The sequence below is a fragment of the Mesorhizobium subarcticum genome, from assembly GCF_055456085.1.
Genome location: NZ_CM144237.1, coordinates 3,384,806 through 3,401,379, shown reverse-complemented (window position 1 = coordinate 3,401,379; position 16,574 = coordinate 3,384,806). Strand labels below are relative to the sequence as shown.

Here is a 16,574-nt window from a genome sequence, read left to right as displayed (position 1 = left end):
CCGGCATCGCCGGCCGGATTGTTGCGGCTCTCTCCCCCTCACCGCCCCATCATCATCCCATAATGCACCGCCAGCAGGTCCAGCCCGACCTTCAGCAGCTTCGTCACCACGTCCCGGCCTTCCCCCGTCTGCTCGGCCACACCTTTGACCGACTCCCCCGCGCAGCAGACGTGTTGCACCACTGCCGCGACATCCCAATGCCCGACCGCCCTGGTGGCGGCGGCATGCGCGCGGCCGGCGTCCAGCACGCTGTCGGCGATGCCGCCGCCGTGGCGGCCGCCGTCGATGCGCTCACTCCAGCGCATCGGTTTGACGCTGGCCTGCTGGCTGCAGTGGAAGTCCTCGCGGTAGCGCTGGCCGGCCTCGCGCTGCTGGCGTGACAGCGAGGTGAGGCCGATGAGCGGGTCGACCGTGCGCACCCGCACGATGCCGCCGGTGGAGGTGTAGCCATCATTCGACACTTCGTAGACGCGCCGCGCTTCCGCCGTGCCGGCGGCCAGCCGCTTGCGGCCGAAGGCGTCGTCCTTCAGCGCGAAGTCATGGCCGACCTCGCGGCGGATGCGCACCTGCTCGGCCTCGCCCATCGGCAGTTTGGGGGCTTGCGGTTTGGCGGCTTTGGCTTTCCTGGGCATGGGGTGGCTCCTTGTTGGGGATTGGGGTGCGGTGTTTCGGTTAGAGGGGTCATCCCGCCGCCAGCTTCGCGGGAACCGAGGCCGCCCTTCTCGCCAGTAGCTCGCGCATCGTCCGCCTTTCCCGCACCTCAATGCAGAGCTGCGCGCTTGACGGGCAGAACTGGGCGTTGCCGCTCTTCACCTCGCCGCGCACGAAGCGCTGGATGGCGGCTTGCAAATCAGCAAGCTCGGCGTCGCGCACGGCGCCGAGATAGCCGCGCAACTGCATCTCGACATCAGTCAGGGCGGATTGCGGGAAGCATGAGAACATCGCGGCCAGCGCCTTCGTCGCCTGCTGCAATTCGGCTGCGGTCATGGGTCTCGATCTCCTCGATGATGGCCTTGGCGGCGTCGGTGTGGGTCTTCGGCCTATGCCAGCCGGATTTCTTTCCTGACAAAACGGGAGCTGTCGTGTTTGCGCGGGAAAAGGCGCCAGCCTTTTCCTTCTGGTTTCTGGAGTCTGGAGAATGCCGAGGCAAACCATCGGCATTTGCTGGGACATGCGCCTTTGTTTTCAAGGCGGTGGCGGCACCGCCGCGCGCCCCGGCGGCCGCTCTCGCTTCGCTTTTGACCTGCGCCTTTTGCAGCTCCCTGCTCAGCCGCTTGTGGCCGATCTCGCCCGCCTCGCGCTCGAAGAAGGTCATGAGATCGGTGCTGATGGCGCGCCATCTCTTGAGGGACAGCCGCGCAACCCGCGCGAGCTTGGCGTCATCGTCGGGCAGGCTGCCGCCGGCGTTCCACATCGCCATCAAAAGCAGCATGTAGGCGCCGATCTGTTCGGTCGAGAGCTGCAACGTGTCGCCGACGAAATCGGAGACGTAGAGCTGCATGAAGGGCCGCTCGCTCATGCCGCCCTCCATGCCGTGGCCACCCTCAGGCCGATGGAACCAGCCGCCAGCCCGCACGTTGTGACGCGATCATGCCAGAGGGAGGTTTGCCGATGACGGCTTTCATGCCGCTTACGTTGCGTTTTAGCGACAACAAGACCATGCTGGTCGGCTCGGTGGCCGAAGCGGAGAAAGCGTTGCGCCAGCAATGGCCCGACAAGGCAAAGCCGGCCTATTCTGATGCCGCGCGGCTGATCGGACTTGCCGTCGAGGGCAGCTGCTGCCCGCGCATTGCTTTCGAAGCCTTCACAAAGGCGGCAAGGCAGCAAGGCATTCTGGTGGCCAAGCCGAGAAGCCGAGCCCATGACTGGCTGGACGCAGCCGCCAATCCATGAGCCGGCGCCAACCGTGATGCAACCGCCCGCCTGGCTTGTGCGTTTATACAAGCGGGCTTTTACACCGCACGAAACGCCAGGGTGAACGCCATGGGTACGATGAAAACCGGAGTGCCGCTCAAAGTATCGCTCGACGGGCATGTCGAGGAAATCGACAGCGTCAGCGACGCCGCCGATTTCCTGCAGCGCTGGCCGATCGAACGGCGCGGCCACGTCTACCGCAGCGCGCTCAATGCCTGCAGCGCCGCCATCGCAGCGCAGATATCGCAATCCGACGCCATGAAAGTGTTCACCGGCTTTGCCCGCGTTGCCGGCATATTGGTCGAAGCCAGCGGCCCGGCCATGATGCTGGAGCCACGCAGCGTGCAGAGCCGCATGCCGAAGCAGGGCCGGCAGGCGCCGAAATAGGCTCACGCGCAGACCCGCCTCTGAAACCGTGCCTGGTGGTAGCTGCAATAGCTTTTCAGCGCCCTGGTGCGCATGCCGCAGCACAGCATGTCGGCGCCGGGCCGGCTGCCCGGTGCATCGTTTTGCGGGTCTTCTTCCAGCATCAGGTCGAGCGGCGCGCGGCAACGGGAAAACAGGCAGTCGATGAAGCGCATCGCCACGCCATGCGGCTGGCGGCCGATCGGGCCGCGCTGTGGCGCCGGCACCTTGAAACGGTAGGCTTCGCCATCGGCGATCAGCACCCCCACCTCGCGCACGAACAGTCGCGGTGGCAGCCAGGCTGGCGAGGCGTTGTGCTTGGTCCGGGCTTTGTTCTTTCTTGGTTCGATGCTCCTGGCGGCATGCTTCTCGGCTGCCCTTCCGCCGGCCGTCTTGTCATCTGCCCTGCCCTTCGCAGGCGTTCGGCTCGCCTGCTTGGCCGCAGCCCCCGCGACGCGTTTGGCGCCGGCCGGCATTCCCTTGCCATTGGCAAAGCCGATGGCGCCCAGCATGGCGTTGCGGTGGACGATGCCGATAATGGCGTTGCGTGACACAGCGCTGCCGCGCAGCGCGCTGAACGCCGCCGCAATCCTTGAGGCCGAGAGCCCCTCGTTCAGCCAGCGGGCGATCTCTTGCAATTCGGCGTCGCTATAGCTTGCCATGTCGGGGCTCCATCCATGGGTCCGCCTTCGACCACGCTCGAAAGCGCACGCCGTCGGCCATGCGTCAGGGTTCGGGCCCGGTGCGGGCCACGGTCAGGGTGTTCGGTATGAGAGCCGGCTCGCGGCCCGGATCAGCCGGAGCGGATCGAGTGCACGGCGGCGAGGCGCGCCAGCCGCGCCTCCCCCGTCTTTCTGTCGGGGGCGGAAACCGCCCTGCCCGTCATCGGCTCGAACAGGATGACGGTGCCGTCCTGGGTGTGGATGCAGGAGCGCGCATAGGGACCGGCAGCTGGCCGGTCGAATGAGGGGCCGGAGCCGCGGGGAGCGGCGGCTCCGGCCGTTCCGGCCGCCGGCGACGGGCGGACCGGACCCGAGGCATCAAGGCGCTCGGGCTTCGCCCCGGCCGGGGAGGAGGACGGCCGGGGCGGAAGGGAATGGCTGGTGACTTCGGTCACCGGATGCGCCTCACAAGAGGCCGGCGCCACGGCGCCTTGAAAGCTGGACAGGTTCTGCATGGCCAGATATAAGCATAACTCAAAAATAGATGCAAGCCATTCTTTCATAGACGAGAGCTGCTTTCATCGCTCAGATGGGCGCCATGGCCAAAACGGAACTGTCGATCAAGGTCGGGGCGGCGATACGCCAGGCGCGCAAGCAGCGTGGCCTGGTCATGCGCCATATTGCCGAGCACAACGACACCGATGTCGCCGCCGTCGGCAATTGGGAAACCGGCCGCAATCTGCCCAAGACCGAGAACCTGTTGAAGACCGCCGCTTTCCTGCGCGTCGACCCCGTCGCGCTCGGCCAAGGGCAGGTCGTCTTCCTCGACGATGCCGGCCCGGTGGCCGATGCCGAGATCGTCACCGATGCCGGACCGTTGCCGGCCGGATCAATGGATATCGAGGTGCTGGGCGCCGCCGTCGGCGGCGACGACGGCGACTTCACCTTCAACGGCGAGCCGGCCGGCTACGTCCAGCGCCCGCCGGGCGTGCGCAACCTGCCAAAGGTGTTCGCGCTGCACGTGCTCTCGGATTCCATGGTGCCACGCTACGAACCCGGCGACCTGATCTATTGCGGCGGCCGCGACGCGGTGCCGGGCGACCATGTGGTGATCGAGACGTTTCCGGAAGAAAACGAAAAGAACGGCAAGGCCTTCGTCAAGAAGCTGGTCAAGCGCACCGCGGGCGAGCTGGTGGTCGAACAATACAATCCGCCCAAGACGATCACCTTCAACCGCTACGCGATCAAGCATGTCTGGCGGGTTATACCGCTGAAGGAATTGCTGGGGTATTGAGGCGCGCTCCCTTTCCTTCTCCCCTTGTGGGGTGAGAAGCGGTCCGCGTTAGCGGACGAAAAGCCAATTGCTTGGCTTTTCGAACTTCGAACGCCCTGAGCCTGCGAAGGGCCGGGTGGTGGCCGATCCACCTGCCGGGTCCCCGCTGCCGCGCAGCGTCCCGGCGTTCGCCAGCCTTTCATCGTGCCACCGGCACTATGAATTCGCTTCGCGAACCGGCCGCTCACCCCACAAGGGGAGAAGGAAGAACCACCCCTTCACCCCCGCCTCACCCCCGCCTCGACCCCTCCACCGGCACCTCCCTGTCGCTCAGCATCTTCGCTTCGCTGCGCACGCGTTGGCGCTCGTCGATGAACGCCGCCTGGATCGTAATGTTGGCACCCGGCAACCCTTCGGCGCGGCAGGCCGAGCAGCGCATGCGCGCTGAAAGCGCGGCCACAAGCGTGTTGCCGTTCACCCCGAACCGCTTCAGCTGATCAGGCCGCCACCATCTGTTGCGGCCGCAATCGGCGCATTCGACCGAGATCGAGGCGACTTGCGCAACCACTGACTCCTTGCCTGGCAATGCCATCGCCCCTCCCTCGCCTTTTGTTCCTGATTTGTTCACATATTCGTGTGTTTTGGACGGAGAGTCGAGTCGCAGTTTTAACACTTTCCCAAAAGTTTCCCTTCCACAGATTTTTGAGTTACACTTATATAAACTCGTAAATGTGAGTCGCTGTAGCATCAGACCCGGGAGCAGTGATGGATGCCGCCGATTTTGCCCGCGCCTGCGGTTACACCGGCGACAGCCCTGCTTTGCTCGAAGCCTTCGAGGCGATCCGCCGCAACGGCATCGCGCAGGCCCGCCACGACCATTTCAGGCGCAAGGCCGTCATCGACGAACTGAAACAATCGGAACCGCTGTTCGTGGCCGCGATCGGCCCGGCGCTGTCGGCGCAGGAAGCCATCGAGGATACCGCCCGCTTCATCGCTTGCTGGCGCAACATGCCGCGCTGGCGCCAGGAGCGGCGCTTGCCCGATCTCGTCAGGGCGAGACAGCAGCGTCTCGTGGCACGCTTCTTCCGTCGCTATGGCCACCGCCTGTGGGTGCGCGAAGCCGCCTGAGGCGCCGGGCATCTTGATTATCCGGCGGCCTGACACCAAGCCGGCCCTGATTCTGTCGGAATGCTGCGCTGATTGGTGGCCTCGAAAACCAGGGAAGGACCACCATGAAACGCCTTGTTCTCGCCGCCCTGTGGATAATGGCGCTTGCCCTGTCCGCCCATGCCGCCGGCGACAGCACGACGGGGCTCGCCGACGCCACCGTGCTGATCGTGCGCCATGGCGAAAAGCCCAACAGCGGCCCCGGCCTGTCGCCCGCCGGCGAAGCCCGTGCGCAAGCCTATGTCGCCTATTTCCAGCCCTTCATGCTCGACGGCACGCCGTTCCGGCCCGATATGCTGGTGGCCAGCGCCGATTCCAAGAACAGCGCGCGCGAAAGGCTGACGCTGACACCCCTCAGCCAGGCCTTGAAGCTGCCCATCGACCAGCGCTTCGCCGACCATGAAGTCCAGAACCTCGTCGCGGCGCTGGCGACCGAAAGCCACGGCAAGTCGATCCTGATCGCCTGGCATCACGGCCAGTTGGCCAAGCTGATCAAGGCCTTCGGCGCCGACCCCAAGGCGCTGCTGCCGGACGGCAGATGGCCAGGCGACGTCTTCAACTGGGTGGTGGTGCTGCGCTACGACCATACCGGGCAGCTGGTGCCGGGTTCGGCGAAGATCATCGAGGAGAAGCTGGCGGGTTGAAATGGCGTAGATTGGTGCGAGGCAGACCTCTCGCCCCTATCGCCTCACCCGCGACTTCAGCCAGCGATCAAACGCCACCGCCAGGATCAGGATCAGCCCAATCACAATGCTCTGCGTGTAGGACGACACGTTGTTGAACTGCAGCCCGTTCTGCAGCACGCCGATCAACGCCGCGCCCACCACCGTGCCGCCGACCGAGCCGATGCCGCCAAACAGCGAGGTGCCGCCAATGACGACGGCGGAGATGACCGTCAGCTCGTAGCCGATGCCGGCCACCGCTTCCGAGGAGTTCAGCCTGGCCGATAAAACGAAGGCGGCGAGGCCGGCGAAGAAGCCGACAATGACATAGACCGAGACCAGGATGCGGTCGACGCGTAGCCCCGACAGCCTTGCCGCCTCGGCATTGCCGCCAACCGCATAGACAGCGCGGCCATAGCGCGTGTAGCGCAGCACGATGTGGCACAGGATCGCGGCGATGGCGAAGATGATCGCCGGCACCGGCACCGGGCCGATCAGGCCGGTGCCGAACCAGCGCATCGAGGCGTCGAAGCCCGAGATCGGGCCGCCATTGGAGATGGTCAGCGTCAGCCCGCGAAACACCGTCAGCCCGCCCAGCGTGACGACGAAGGGCGGCACTTTCAGCCTGGTGATGGCGAGCCCCTGCACGCCGCCGGCAGCAGCCCCCACCACCACGGCGGCGAGCAGTGCCGCGAACCAGCCATAGCCTTGTGTGCCCGTGGTCGACAGCGACAGCGTGTTGGCGGTACCGCCCTTGGCGACGACGGCGGCGACCATGCCGCAAAAGGCAAGCAGCGAGCCGACCGAGAGATCAATGCCGGCGGTGAGGATGACGAAGGTCATGCCGAGCGCGATCAGCCCGGTGATCGAGATCTGCCGCGTGATGTTGAACAGATTGATCGGATCCATGAAGCTCGGCTTCAAAACGGTGAAGACGACGATCAGCGCCACCAGGAACAGCAGCGGCCCGAAGCTCATCAACAGCCGCGCGACATTGATGCCGCCGCGCTCATTCTGTTCGCTCACGCTCATCGTGCCCGCCCTTCATCCAATGACTGCCTCTCGTCCTGTGGCTTTCTGTCGAGCGCCATCAGTTCCATGAGTTTTTCCTCGTTTGCCTCGACGCCCGGCATCTGCCCGGTGATGCGGCCGCGCCGCATGGTGACGATGCGGTCCGACACCGCCAGCACCTCGGACAGTTCCGACGAGATCATCATCACCGCGATGCCACGCGCCGCAAGCTGCACCAGGATCTGGTGGACTTCGGCCTTTGCGCCGACATCGACACCGCGCGTAGGCTCATCGACGATCAGCACTTTTGGATCGCGCGCCAGCCAGCGCGCCAGGATCACCTTCTGCTGGTTGCCGCCCGACAGGCTCTCGATCGCCTGCTCGGCCGAGGCCATGCGGATCGACAGCATTTTTCTGAAACCGGACAATGCATCGCGCTCGCGCCGCTCGGCCATGAAGCCGAAACCGTTGCTGAAGCGGCCAAGCGAGGCGACGGAGAAATTGGGCAGGATGCCGAGCGCGGCAAAGATCGCCTGGTGCTTGCGGTCTTCCGGCACCAGGCCGATGCCGAGCGCGATGGCATCCGCCGGCGAGGCCGGCGCGATCGGTTTGCCCTGAAGCGTGATGGTGCCCGCCGCGATCCGGTCGGCGCCGAAAATGGCGCGCGCCAGCTCCGTGCGGCCGGAACCGACAAGCCCGGCGACGCCGAGGATTTCGCCGGCTTTGAGGTCGATGTCGACACCGTCGAGCACGATGGCGTGCGGCGCCTCGGGATCGCGCACGGTGCGCAGGCCGCGCACCGACAGGACGACATCGCCGGCCAACGCGCGCTGTGCCGGTCGGGCATAGAGTTCAGAGGCCGCGCGGCCAACCATTTTTTCGATGATGCGCGGCAACTGGATCGGACCACCCTCACGGTCGAGATGCCCGGCCAGCCGGCCGTCGCGCAGTACCGTCATGCGGTCGCAGATGGCCGAGGCCTCCTCCAGCCGGTGGGTGACGAACATGATGGCGACCTTGTCCTGGCGCAGCCGGCCCATGATCTTCAACAGCCGCTGCACCTCGGTCTCGGTCAGCGCCGAGGTCGGCTCGTCCATAATGATCAGCCGGCTTTTTAGTGACAGTGCGCGGGCGATCTCGACCAGTTGCTGCTCGGCCACCGACAGCGCCGAGACCGGCGTCATCGGGTCGATGGAAAGGCCGACGCGGGCGATTATATCGCGGGAGTCCCGCTCCATCCGCTTCCAGCTGACCAGCCCGAGCGGCCCGACTGGCGCGCGGCCGATGAAAATGTTCTCCGCCACCGTCAGCGTCGGGATCAGGCTGAGTTCCTGGTAGATGGTGACGATGCCAAGCCGCTTGGCGTCCTGCGGGCTGGCGGGCGCGTAGTCGGCGCCGTCGAAGGTAATGCGCCCGCTGGAGGGCGGCATGACGCCCGACAGGATTTTCAGAAGCGTCGACTTGCCGGCACCGTTTTCGCCGAGCAGGCCGAGGATTTCGCCGGGGCGGATGTCGAGCGAAACATCGCTCAGCGCGGCGACACCGGAAAAGTGCTTGGTGACGCCCTCGACGGCGAGCAGGACGGGAGCTGTGGCTTCAACTGGCAAGGGTGGCTTCCTTAGTGAAGTTCATCCGGGCTCCGTCAGCGCTTGAACGCCCCCCTCTGTCCTGCCGGACATCTCCCCCTCAAGGGGGGAGATTGGCAGCTTCGTTGTCGGCGCTTCCCATGAAACGCTGGAGATTGGCTAAGCCGGCGATGACAGCAGATCTCCCCCTTGAGGGGGAGATGCCCGGCAGGGCAGAGGGGGGCGCTGTCCCGCCGGCCTCACCCAATCAGCCCTACTTCGTCTCGCTCAACCTTTCCGCCTTATCCAGATTATCCTTGCCAATAACAATCGGCGTCAACAGCACCAGCTTCTCCTTCGGCTCGGTCTTGTTCTTGGCGTAGGCGACCGCGATCTGCACGGCGGTGCGCGACTGCTGGCCGGGGAACTGTTCGACCGTGCCGGCGAGCTTGCCGTCGCGTACCGCAACCAGCGCTTCCGGCAGCGCGTCGAAACCGTAGATCTTGACGTCAGTGAAGTTGCGCGCCGCACACGCTTCCAGCGCGCCGAGCGCCATGTCGTCATTGGCGCAGATGATGGCGTCCGGCTTGCCGTTGGCGGCGAGCCCCGCTTCGGTCACCGACAGCGCTTCGGCGCGCGCGAAATTGGCGGTCTGCTCGAAGATGATCTGGTACTTGTCCTTCAGCGGATCGAGCACATTGTGCACGCCCTTGTTGCGATCGATGGCGGGGCCGGCACCCGGCTGGCCCTGCAGGTGGAACAGCTTGGCGCCGTTCGGGAATGCCGCCACCATGGCACTGGCTTCCGCCTCGCCGCCCTTGACATTGTCGGCGCCGACATGGGCGAGGATGCCCTGGACACCGTCGACGCGGCGGTCGATCGTCACCACGGGAACGCCGGCCTTGACCGCTTCCTCGATGGCCGGCGCCAACGCGTTGACGTCGAGCGGCGAAATCACGATGGCGTTGACCTTCTGCACCAGGGCCGCCTCGATGTCGGCAGTCTGCTTGGTGGCCGAGTTCTGGCCGTCGCTCTCGGTCAAATTGACGCCTTGTGCGGCGGCTTCCGCCTTGATCTCGTTCAGCATGTGCACGAAGAACGGAAAGCCGAGATTGGGCACCGAGCCAAGGATGGTGAGCTTGTCTTCGGCAAACACCGAGGGTGCGGCCAGCATCATGGCGCCGAACGCCGCGGACGACAGCAGGAATTCACGTCTGTTCATGGTTGATCCTCCTCCACAGAGACGCATCATCCCCAGGACCGGGATCGGTCTTGGGAAGGGATAATGCGTCGGTTCAAAGTGTTGGAGCATCCTCCTTGCGCAAGACGGCGCATGCCGCTCCAGCTGATATCCGTTGCAAAAACTGCCTCCCATCGGCATCAGCCCGAGGATGCTAACCCAGGGTCAACCATTTGTGCAACATCGATATAACAGTGCTGGGTGGCCAATTATCGGAATTTTGGATTCCCAGGCAGAGCGGCTTCGTCTATTTCATGAACGCCAGAACACGGCTCCAGAGCTGCGCCGCCGCCGTCTCGTTGTAGTCGGGCAGTGCCGGGTCCGAGAAATAGTGGCCCGCGTTTGGATAGCGGTCGACCCGCACAGCCGCTCCCGAAGCCTTCGCGTCTTTCTCCCAAGCGCGGACATCCCAGTCGGGGAAAAAGGGATCGGTGTCCGCGACATGCACTTGAACCGGCAGGCCCGGCCGCACAGTCGAAGGAACTGTCGCGAGGCCATGCAGCAACAGCACTCCGGCAGCCAGCGGGCGCGATGCCCAGACTTCGGCCACCACGCCGGCGCCCATTGAAATGCCAGCCAGAACCGCGTCGCCGGGTGTCGCCTCCAGAGCCTCCCGCGCGCTGCGGCAAATGACGTCCCAGCCGATGCGCGCCTTGATTGCGAAGCCTTCATCGATATCGTCCGTCGCTGCCCCTTGATAGAGGTCCGGCAGCGTGACGGCATGGCCGGCGGCGCGAAGTCGATGCGCAAGACGGCGCTCGTTCTCGCGCAGACCGAGAACCGAGTGAAACAGAATGAGGCTGGTCATGCACCGGTCCTGGCGTTCACTGAGATTCCTCGATGGTATCTCCCGCAGTCCACCGCCTCAATGTCCTCGGGTATGCCGCATCGAAGCGGGCGACGGCTTCCATTCTGCGGGCACGGCACTATTTTCGATCCTTCTCAAGGCCACATCCGGAGAACAGCATGAAGCCGCACATCATCTGCCATATGCTCGCCTCGCTCGACGGCAGCCTGCATCCGAGCCGCTACACCACCAGCCCCGACGGAACCCGGGCCGAATGGTCAGGCCTCTATGAACAGATCCATGGCGATCTCCAAGGAGACGGCTGGATCGTCGGCCGTGTCACCATGGCCGAGATGAGCAAGGCCGCCGCGCACCCGCCGGCGCATGCCGGCAAGGTAGAGCGGCCGCATCATTTCGCGCAACGCGATGCAGGCAGCTATGCCGTGGCGCTCGATGCCTCGGGCAAGGTGCATTTCTCCAAGTCAGACATTGGCGGGGACCATGTCGTGGTTCTGCTCGGGCATGACGTGGCTGACAGCCATCTGGCGGAGCTCGCCGCCGACGGCGTGTCCTACATCGTGTCGGAAACGACGGATATCGACCTCGCCGCCATGCTTGATGTGCTCGGGCGCGAACTGGGAATCCGCCGGCTGCTGCTCGAAGGCGGCGCCGGCATCAACGGCTCCTTCTTCGCGGCCGGGCTGGTTGATGAGCTCAGTCTTCTCATTGCCCCCGCGCTCGATGCGCGGGCGGCGAACCAGGGCTTTGTCGAGTTCGGCGAAAGCGGCCTTGCCGGCAAGATGCAACTGTCGCTTACAGACTGCAAAACCCTGGCGCATGGGCTTGTTCACTTGCGCTATGCCGTCACGCGCTGACGCGCACCACCCTCCTCAATCGGGGTATCGCATCGCATCCAGGTCGGCGATCAGCGTCGGGCCGGTCGGATGCCAGCCGAGCCGTGCCTGGGTCAGCGCGCTGGAGGCCGGCAGGTCCATGGGCGCGAACATGCCCATCCAGCCGAAATGCTCCGCCGCCTTCTCCGGCGCGATCGAAACGACCGGCAATTTCAGGCCCCGTCCGAGCGCCTCGGCGATGGCGCGCACTTCAACGCCTTCCTCGCCGACGGCGTGATAGCGCGCGCCGGGCTGGCGCTTTTCCACCGCAACCCTGTAGAGGTGCGCCGCGTCGAGGACATGCCCCGCCGAAAAGCGGTTGCGGCCTTCGCCGACATAGGCCGAGACGCCTTTCTGGCGCGCGATCTCGATCAGCGGCGAAATGAGCCCCTGCTTGAACGTGTTGTGGACCTGCGGCAGGCGCATCACCGAGACATTGACGCCAGCCTCCAGCAAGGCATTGCCGGCCAGTTCCGAGGCAATGCGCGGATTGGGATGGCTGGCGTTGAAGACGTCCTCGACCGCCAGTTCGCCATGTCCGGGGCTGCCCATGCCGACACCCGAGGTGATCACCAGCGGCCGGTCGGAGCCGGCAAGCGCAGCACCCAGGGCCGCGATGACACGGCTGTCCTTTTCGCAGTTCTCGGCAAAGCGCGAAAAGTCGTGGTCGAAGGCGGTGTGGATCACGGCGTCCGCCTTGGCCGCGCCATCGCGCAGGCCCTCTGGCTCTTCCAAAATTCCGCGATGCACCTCGGCGCCGGCGGCAGCCAGCGCCTCTGCGCCGGCATCGGAGCGGGTGACGCCGATCACCTGATGGCCGGCCTTGATGAGTTCGGGGACGATGGCCGAGCCGATGAAACCGGTCGCGCCGGTGAGAAAGATACGCATGCAAATTCTCCTGTGGTTGCCTGCGTAATATCGAAGGTCTATTATCCCATTAAAGTAGTGATCTTATCGTGGTATAATCTTTAACAGGATGCCTAACAGGATGCCCACCAATTCCCCTGGCACGCTCGCGGCCTTCCTGAAGGACCGGCGCACCCGGCTCGACCCCGCCTCGTTCGGATTTTCCGGGCGCCGGCGCACGCCGGGGCTGCGCCGCGAAGAGGTCGCCCAGCGCGCCAACATCAGCCCGACCTGGTACACATGGCTAGAACAGGGCCGTGGCGGCGCGCCCTCGGCCGACGTGCTGAACCGCATCGCCAAGGGGCTGCTTTTGACCGAGGCGGAGCGCGAACATCTGTTCATGCTCGGGCTCGGGCGCCCGCCCGAGGTGCGGTATCGGGGCGACGAGGGCGTCAGCCCCCGGCTACAGCGCCTCATCGACACGCTCGACGCCAGCCCTGCCCTGATCAAGACCGCGACATGGGACGTCGTTGCCTGGAACCGCGCCGCCGAGATCGTGCTGACCGACTATGGCTCCCTTCCCGCGGGCCGGCGCAACGTCCTGCGCTTCATGTTCCTCACGCCCCACATCCGCGCCAAGCAGCACGATTGGCAAAACCTCGCCCGTTTCGTGGTCGGCGCCTTCCGGGCCGATGCGGCACGCGCCGGCGCGGTCTCCGAGGTCACCCAGCTGGTGGAAGAACTGTGCGCCGGCAGCCCCGAATTCGCCACCCTGTGGCAAGAGAACGACGTGCTCGCCCATGGCGACGGAACAAAGCGCCTGAAGCATCCCGAACTGGGTGACATCGAGATGGAATATTCGTCCTTCGCTGTCGACGGCCGGCCGGATCTGAACCTGACGGTCTACAATCCGATCGACAGCGATGTCGCCGACCGTATTCGCGCGCTGGCCAAGGGCCTCAAAGGCTGAAGGCTGGCCGGCCATCTGCTGCGATGGCGCCTCCTCAACTTCGCTCGCACACCGCCTTCAAAATCTGCAGGGTCGGCCCCCAGTAGAGATTGGCATGCGGGCGGATCGCCGGTTCGGCGAAGTCGCTGAGCGTCAGCGTCAGCAGCGTTCCCTCGTCCGCCGAGGCCAGGGCGAAGCTGACGAGCGTGTGGTTTTCCGGTACGTCCGCCAGGCGCGAGGCCGACAGCGTGCTCCAGTAGCTGTAGGCGAAGCTCTTCGCCGGCTCGAAGGCCCGGACGGTGCCATGGTTCTCGAACGGCATGCCATGCAGCAGCCCGCGTATCACGATCGCGCCGCCGGCATGTCCCTGGAGGCTGACGGTCAGTTCCTCGTCCGACATCCATTGCGGGATTATCCCCGGCGTCGTCAGCACCTGCCAAACCTCAGCCGGTTGGCGGCGATGGCGATGGTCTTGACGATCGGCGTGGCGGGATCGGTCATCCCGTGCAACTACCGTGAAGGCGGTGGCGAGGCCATCGCCGTTTCCAGGTGCGATGCTGCCGGATCAGTCGTGCCGCTCCTTTCAGGCTTGCGCGATTGCCGGCTGATCAACGCAACGGCGGCAAAGGCCGCGATGCCGAACAGGCCGACCATGACGTTGAGCCACAAGGCCGGGAAAACACCGAGGCCTGATATCATCAGGGTAAGGCCGAAAGGGGCGAAGGCGGAACTGAACTGGCGCGCCGCCGTGATCCAGCCGACATAGGAGCCGTAGCGCTCGTGGCCGAACAATTCGAGCGGCAGCGTGCCGCCGACGATGCTCATCAGGCCCGAGCCGAAGCCGAAAACCACGGCAAACAGCATGGCGCCGGGAACGGAGGGCGCCACCAGCAGCAGCACCGCGAGCCCACCGGCCAGTGCTGCGGTCGCGCCCAGCGCCAGCGACGTCTGTGTCAGGCCCCGGCCGAACAGCATGTTGACCAGCCGGCTCGCCACTTGCGACGGGCCAAACAGGCTGGCGACCAACACCGAAGCCCCGCCGAGGCCGACAAAAGTGAGCAGCGGCACCATCTGCACGAGAACAGCCGAAAGCACGAAGCCCTCTATGGCAAATCCGGTCAGCACCAGGACGAACAGGGGCGACCATTGCCGGTCGGGCGCGGGGCCTGACATGCCTGATGTGACCGGGACGATCCTCTCCCGAACCTTGCCGGCATGGCCCGAACGCCGGGCCAGCCACCAATGGATGGGCAAGCAGACAAAGGCGTTGAGCGCGGCAAAGAGAACGAGAACCTCGCGCCAGCCGAGATGCTGGTGCAGCAGCGTCGTCAAGGGCCAGAACAGCGTCGAGGCGAAGCCGGCGATCAAGGTGAGATGGGTGATGCCGCGGCGCGCGCCGCCGAGCTGCACGATAGCAACGAAGGCCGTGCTGTAGAGGACGAAGCAGGAGGCGAGCTCCATGGCCAGCACGCCGATGGCAAAGCCGGCGCGCCCCGGCGCCAGCGCGCAAAGCAGCAACGCGCCCGCCGCCGCCAGTGATCCCGGCACCATCAGGCGCCCTGCCCCGACCCGGTCCGCGAGGCTGCCGGCGAACGGCGCCAGGACAGCGCTTGCCAGCAGCGACACCGACAGCACGGCGAACACCCATTGCTGCGACCAGGCGAGGTCCACAGCCACTGCCGGCGCCAAAATGCTGTAGCTGTAATAGAGCGTGCCATAGCCGATGATCTGGGTGGCGCCCAGCGCCCAGATGGCCGAGGCAGGGATCTGGGCGTCGCTCACTCGGCGGCTTCCATCTTCCCGGCGCAGCCGCAACCGCTTTTGCCGGCCACCTTGGCGTCGGCATCCGCCACGCAGCAGGCATCGATTTCGGCCGGCGCCGGCCCGCCGCAACAGCCTTGCGAGGCGCGGCCTACCGGCACCGTGCAGACGCCGGTTTCGGGCAGCACCAGTTGCACCGCGTCGGCCGCCGCTATGTCGCCGGCGATCGCCGCCGCGACCGAGCGGACCTGCTCGTAGCCGGTCAACAGCAGGAAGGTCGGCGCGCGGCCATAACTCTTGATGCCGACGGTGTAGAAACCGGGCTCCGGATGGCAGAGCTCACGGTGGCCGTGCGGCGGCACGTCGCCGCAGGAATGCTCGTTGGGATCGATGAGCGGACCGAGCGCCTTGACGCTTTCCAGCCATGGATCGAGATCGAGCCTGAGCTCCCTGGTCAACGACAGGTCCGGGCGCTGCCCCGTGGCGGCGATGATGCGGTCTACCGGCCTGAGTTGAGCCAAGCCCTCCTCGCTTTGCCCCTCGACGATCAGCCGGCCCTCATGCTCGCGGATCGCGAGCGTCGCAAAGCCCGTCACCAGCTGGACGCGGCCGCTTTCGGCGAGTTCGCGCACATCGGCGCCGAGTTCGCCACGCGCCGGCAGCTGGTCGGCATCGCCACCGCCATAGATGCGCACGAGGTCGGTTCCGCGCACCGCCCAGATGAAGGCCGTACCGGGCGCGGCATCGGCCAGCCTGGCAAGGTCGAGCAAGGCGTTGGCCGCCGAGTGGCCGGAACCGGCAACCAGCGTCGTGCGACCGGCATAAAGCGCGCGGTCGCGGCCGAGAACATCCGGGATGCCGTAGACAATACGGTCGGCAAACGCCGCCTCGCCCTCCGCCGCGATACCGCCGGCACCGAGCGGATTGGGCGTGCGCCATGTCCCCGAAGCGTCGATGACCGCGCGGGCGCTGTCGCGCCTTGTGCCATTGGTGGCGTCGACGACGAGCATGAACGGCCGCGTCGCGCGCTCACTGCCGCGCACCTTGTCGGCGCCCCAGCGCGATATGGCCACGACACGCGCATTGGTTTCGATCGCCGGCGCAAATTGGCAGGCGAGCGGCTCGAGATAGTGCGCGACCAGTTCATCGGCGGTGGGAAACGCTTCCGCGTCCGGCATCCGCCATCCCCGGCTTTCGAGCAGCCTGCCGGCCGCCTGGTCGACGCAATAGCGCCAGGGCGTGAACACCCGGACATGGCCCCAATCGCGCAAATTGGCCGCGACGCGGCTGCCGGCTTCATAGAGTTTTACCGGCAAGCCCCGGGCCATGAGATGGACGGCGGCCGCCAGGCCAACCGGGCCGGCGCCGATGATGGCGATGGGCAGGTCGTTTTGCTTGACCATAGCTTCTATCCTTCCGGCATTATCGAAATGGCAAAG

The 16,574-nt window shown here is 65.7% G+C and carries 20 protein-coding genes and 2 pseudogenes; 7 read left to right on the top strand and 15 right to left on the bottom strand.

What is annotated here, in order from left to right; translation table 11 throughout:
• Nucleotides 1-38 precede the first annotated feature (38 nt).
• The 3 genes from ACZYHG_RS16605 to ACZYHG_RS16595 are packed head-to-tail and all read right to left on the bottom strand — an operon-like array spanning nucleotide 39 to nucleotide 1,519.
• Entirely contained in the window at nucleotides 39-632 is a 594-nt protein-coding gene (locus ACZYHG_RS16605; RefSeq protein ID WP_464609457.1) for a DUF6456 domain-containing protein, read from the bottom strand.
• 49 nt (nucleotides 633-681) lie between these two features.
• A complete protein-coding gene (locus tag ACZYHG_RS16600) occupies nucleotides 682-987 on the bottom strand; it encodes a hypothetical protein (RefSeq protein ID WP_464609456.1) in 306 nt (101 codons plus the stop codon).
• On the bottom strand, nucleotides 908-1,519 hold the full coding sequence (locus ACZYHG_RS16595; RefSeq protein ID WP_464609455.1) for a YdaU family protein: 612 nt from the start codon (nucleotides 1,517-1,519) through the stop codon (nucleotides 908-910). The genes ACZYHG_RS16600 and ACZYHG_RS16595 overlap by 80 nt, the downstream gene beginning before the upstream one ends.
• A gap of 92 nt (nucleotides 1,520-1,611) precedes the next feature.
• Here ACZYHG_RS16595 and ACZYHG_RS16590 point away from each other — a divergent pair, with 92 nt between their 5' ends.
• Complete coding sequence (locus ACZYHG_RS16590) at nucleotides 1,612-1,893, top strand: DUF982 domain-containing protein (protein WP_464609454.1); 282 nt, start codon at nucleotides 1,612-1,614, stop codon at nucleotides 1,891-1,893.
• Nucleotides 1,894-1,983: 90 nt separating this feature from the next.
• A complete protein-coding gene (locus ACZYHG_RS16585) occupies nucleotides 1,984-2,301 on the top strand; it encodes a DUF982 domain-containing protein (RefSeq protein WP_032925487.1) in 318 nt (105 codons plus the stop codon).
• A 2-nt stretch (nucleotides 2,302-2,303) separates the two neighbouring features.
• Here ACZYHG_RS16585 and ACZYHG_RS16580 read toward each other — a convergent pair whose 3' ends face one another.
• Nucleotides 2,304-2,981: a GcrA family cell cycle regulator gene (locus tag ACZYHG_RS16580; protein WP_464609453.1), complete on the bottom strand. Its 678-nt coding sequence runs from the start codon at nucleotides 2,979-2,981 to the stop codon at nucleotides 2,304-2,306.
• Nucleotides 2,982-3,112: 131 nt separating this feature from the next.
• Nucleotides 3,113-3,544, bottom strand: coding sequence for a hypothetical protein (locus ACZYHG_RS16575; protein WP_464609452.1), 432 nt, complete (start codon nucleotides 3,542-3,544; stop codon nucleotides 3,113-3,115).
• A gap of 26 nt (nucleotides 3,545-3,570) precedes the next feature.
• On the opposite strand from ACZYHG_RS16575, the gene ACZYHG_RS16570 reads away from it, so the two are divergent.
• Nucleotides 3,571-4,275, top strand: a complete 705-nt coding sequence (locus ACZYHG_RS16570; protein WP_464609451.1) for an XRE family transcriptional regulator — start codon at nucleotides 3,571-3,573, stop codon at nucleotides 4,273-4,275.
• Between the two features lie 268 nt (nucleotides 4,276-4,543).
• On the opposite strand, the gene ACZYHG_RS16565 is transcribed toward ACZYHG_RS16570, so the two are convergent.
• Complete coding sequence (locus ACZYHG_RS16565) at nucleotides 4,544-4,846, bottom strand: hypothetical protein (RefSeq protein WP_464609450.1); 303 nt, start codon at nucleotides 4,844-4,846, stop codon at nucleotides 4,544-4,546.
• 173 nt (nucleotides 4,847-5,019) lie between these two features.
• On the opposite strand from ACZYHG_RS16565, the gene ACZYHG_RS16560 reads away from it, so the two are divergent.
• Both ACZYHG_RS16560 and ACZYHG_RS16555 read left to right on the top strand, forming a co-directional pair.
• Nucleotides 5,020-5,382 (top strand): hypothetical protein, encoded by a 363-nt coding sequence (locus tag ACZYHG_RS16560; protein WP_464609449.1) that lies wholly within the window; start codon nucleotides 5,020-5,022, stop codon nucleotides 5,380-5,382.
• A gap of 104 nt (nucleotides 5,383-5,486) precedes the next feature.
• Entirely contained in the window at nucleotides 5,487-6,065 is a 579-nt protein-coding gene (locus tag ACZYHG_RS16555) for a flagellar basal body-associated protein FliL (RefSeq protein WP_464609448.1), read from the top strand.
• A gap of 36 nt (nucleotides 6,066-6,101) precedes the next feature.
• On the opposite strand, the gene ACZYHG_RS16550 is transcribed toward ACZYHG_RS16555, so the two are convergent.
• The 5 genes and pseudogenes from ACZYHG_RS16550 to ACZYHG_RS16530 all read right to left on the bottom strand — a co-directional run bounded on the left by ACZYHG_RS16550 (nucleotide 6,102) and on the right by ACZYHG_RS16530 (nucleotide 10,707).
• The gene (locus tag ACZYHG_RS16550) at nucleotides 6,102-7,115 is read right to left on the bottom strand and encodes an ABC transporter permease (RefSeq protein WP_464609447.1); all 1,014 of its coding nucleotides are present in this window, start codon (nucleotides 7,113-7,115) and stop codon (nucleotides 6,102-6,104) included.
• Nucleotides 7,112-7,831, bottom strand: a pseudogene (locus ACZYHG_RS16545) (ATP-binding cassette domain-containing protein); the annotation flags it as partial. The pseudogene ACZYHG_RS16545 and the gene ACZYHG_RS16550, both read right to left, overlap by 4 nt.
• Before the next feature lie 354 nt (nucleotides 7,832-8,185).
• Nucleotides 8,186-8,635: pseudogene (locus ACZYHG_RS16540) on the bottom strand (ATP-binding cassette domain-containing protein); the annotation flags it as partial.
• Nucleotides 8,636-8,933: 298 nt separating this feature from the next.
• Nucleotides 8,934-9,881: a substrate-binding domain-containing protein gene (locus tag ACZYHG_RS16535; RefSeq protein WP_027030223.1), complete on the bottom strand. Its 948-nt coding sequence runs from the start codon at nucleotides 9,879-9,881 to the stop codon at nucleotides 8,934-8,936.
• Nucleotides 9,882-10,146: 265 nt separating this feature from the next.
• A complete protein-coding gene (locus ACZYHG_RS16530; RefSeq protein WP_464609446.1) occupies nucleotides 10,147-10,707 on the bottom strand; it encodes a dienelactone hydrolase family protein in 561 nt (186 codons plus the stop codon).
• A gap of 158 nt (nucleotides 10,708-10,865) precedes the next feature.
• Here ACZYHG_RS16530 and ACZYHG_RS16525 point away from each other — a divergent pair, with 158 nt between their 5' ends.
• Nucleotides 10,866-11,561: a dihydrofolate reductase family protein gene (locus ACZYHG_RS16525; protein ID WP_464609445.1), complete on the top strand. Its 696-nt coding sequence runs from the start codon at nucleotides 10,866-10,868 to the stop codon at nucleotides 11,559-11,561.
• A 15-nt stretch (nucleotides 11,562-11,576) separates the two neighbouring features.
• Here the strand turns inward: ACZYHG_RS16525 and ACZYHG_RS16520 are convergent, their stop codons facing one another.
• The gene (locus tag ACZYHG_RS16520) at nucleotides 11,577-12,467 is read right to left on the bottom strand and encodes an SDR family oxidoreductase (RefSeq protein WP_464609444.1); all 891 of its coding nucleotides are present in this window, start codon (nucleotides 12,465-12,467) and stop codon (nucleotides 11,577-11,579) included.
• A 100-nt stretch (nucleotides 12,468-12,567) separates the two neighbouring features.
• On the opposite strand from ACZYHG_RS16520, the gene ACZYHG_RS16515 reads away from it, so the two are divergent.
• A complete protein-coding gene (locus ACZYHG_RS16515; RefSeq protein ID WP_464609443.1) occupies nucleotides 12,568-13,395 on the top strand; it encodes a helix-turn-helix transcriptional regulator in 828 nt (275 codons plus the stop codon).
• A 34-nt stretch (nucleotides 13,396-13,429) separates the two neighbouring features.
• Here the strand turns inward: ACZYHG_RS16515 and ACZYHG_RS16510 are convergent, their stop codons facing one another.
• From ACZYHG_RS16510 to ACZYHG_RS16500, 3 genes are all read right to left on the bottom strand, one after another.
• A complete protein-coding gene (locus ACZYHG_RS16510; protein WP_464609442.1) occupies nucleotides 13,430-13,807 on the bottom strand; it encodes an SRPBCC family protein in 378 nt (125 codons plus the stop codon).
• A gap of 77 nt (nucleotides 13,808-13,884) precedes the next feature.
• Nucleotides 13,885-15,156 (bottom strand): arsenite efflux MFS transporter ArsK, encoded by a 1,272-nt coding sequence (arsK, locus tag ACZYHG_RS16505; RefSeq protein WP_464609441.1) that lies wholly within the window; start codon nucleotides 15,154-15,156, stop codon nucleotides 13,885-13,887.
• Nucleotides 15,153-16,538 (bottom strand): NAD(P)-binding protein, encoded by a 1,386-nt coding sequence (locus ACZYHG_RS16500; RefSeq protein ID WP_464609440.1) that lies wholly within the window; start codon nucleotides 16,536-16,538, stop codon nucleotides 15,153-15,155. The genes arsK and ACZYHG_RS16500 overlap by 4 nt, the downstream gene beginning before the upstream one ends.
• Nucleotides 16,539-16,574: the final 36 nt, after the last annotated feature.

Bases quoted from the DNA above. Each gene is read 5' to 3' on its own strand.
- ACZYHG_RS16550 (WP_464609447.1), bottom strand. From the start codon at position 7,115: ATGAGCGTGAGCGAACAGAATGAGCGCGGCGGCATCAATGTCGCGCGG.
- ACZYHG_RS16500 (WP_464609440.1), bottom strand. From the start codon at position 16,538: ATGGTCAAGCAAAACGACCTGCCCATCGCCATCATCGGCGCCGGCCCG.
- ACZYHG_RS16575 (WP_464609452.1), bottom strand. From the start codon at position 3,544: ATGAAAGAATGGCTTGCATCTATTTTTGAGTTATGCTTATATCTGGCC.
- ACZYHG_RS16520 (WP_464609444.1), bottom strand. From the start codon at position 12,467: ATGCGTATCTTTCTCACCGGCGCGACCGGTTTCATCGGCTCGGCCATC.
- ACZYHG_RS16525 (WP_464609445.1), top strand. From the start codon at position 10,866: ATGAAGCCGCACATCATCTGCCATATGCTCGCCTCGCTCGACGGCAGC.
- ACZYHG_RS16515 (WP_464609443.1), top strand. From the start codon at position 12,568: ATGCCCACCAATTCCCCTGGCACGCTCGCGGCCTTCCTGAAGGACCGG.
- ACZYHG_RS16590 (WP_464609454.1), top strand. From the start codon at position 1,612: ATGACGGCTTTCATGCCGCTTACGTTGCGTTTTAGCGACAACAAGACC.
- ACZYHG_RS16605 (WP_464609457.1), bottom strand. From the start codon at position 632: ATGCCCAGGAAAGCCAAAGCCGCCAAACCGCAAGCCCCCAAACTGCCG.
- ACZYHG_RS16585 (WP_032925487.1), top strand. From the start codon at position 1,984: ATGGGTACGATGAAAACCGGAGTGCCGCTCAAAGTATCGCTCGACGGG.
- ACZYHG_RS16565 (WP_464609450.1), bottom strand. From the start codon at position 4,846: ATGGCATTGCCAGGCAAGGAGTCAGTGGTTGCGCAAGTCGCCTCGATC.
- ACZYHG_RS16570 (WP_464609451.1), top strand. From the start codon at position 3,571: ATGGGCGCCATGGCCAAAACGGAACTGTCGATCAAGGTCGGGGCGGCG.
- ACZYHG_RS16595 (WP_464609455.1), bottom strand. From the start codon at position 1,519: ATGAGCGAGCGGCCCTTCATGCAGCTCTACGTCTCCGATTTCGTCGGC.
- ACZYHG_RS16555 (WP_464609448.1), top strand. From the start codon at position 5,487: ATGAAACGCCTTGTTCTCGCCGCCCTGTGGATAATGGCGCTTGCCCTG.
- ACZYHG_RS16600 (WP_464609456.1), bottom strand. From the start codon at position 987: ATGACCGCAGCCGAATTGCAGCAGGCGACGAAGGCGCTGGCCGCGATG.
- ACZYHG_RS16535 (WP_027030223.1), bottom strand. From the start codon at position 9,881: ATGAACAGACGTGAATTCCTGCTGTCGTCCGCGGCGTTCGGCGCCATG.
- ACZYHG_RS16530 (WP_464609446.1), bottom strand. From the start codon at position 10,707: ATGACCAGCCTCATTCTGTTTCACTCGGTTCTCGGTCTGCGCGAGAAC.
- ACZYHG_RS16580 (WP_464609453.1), bottom strand. From the start codon at position 2,981: ATGGCAAGCTATAGCGACGCCGAATTGCAAGAGATCGCCCGCTGGCTG.
- ACZYHG_RS16560 (WP_464609449.1), top strand. From the start codon at position 5,020: ATGGATGCCGCCGATTTTGCCCGCGCCTGCGGTTACACCGGCGACAGC.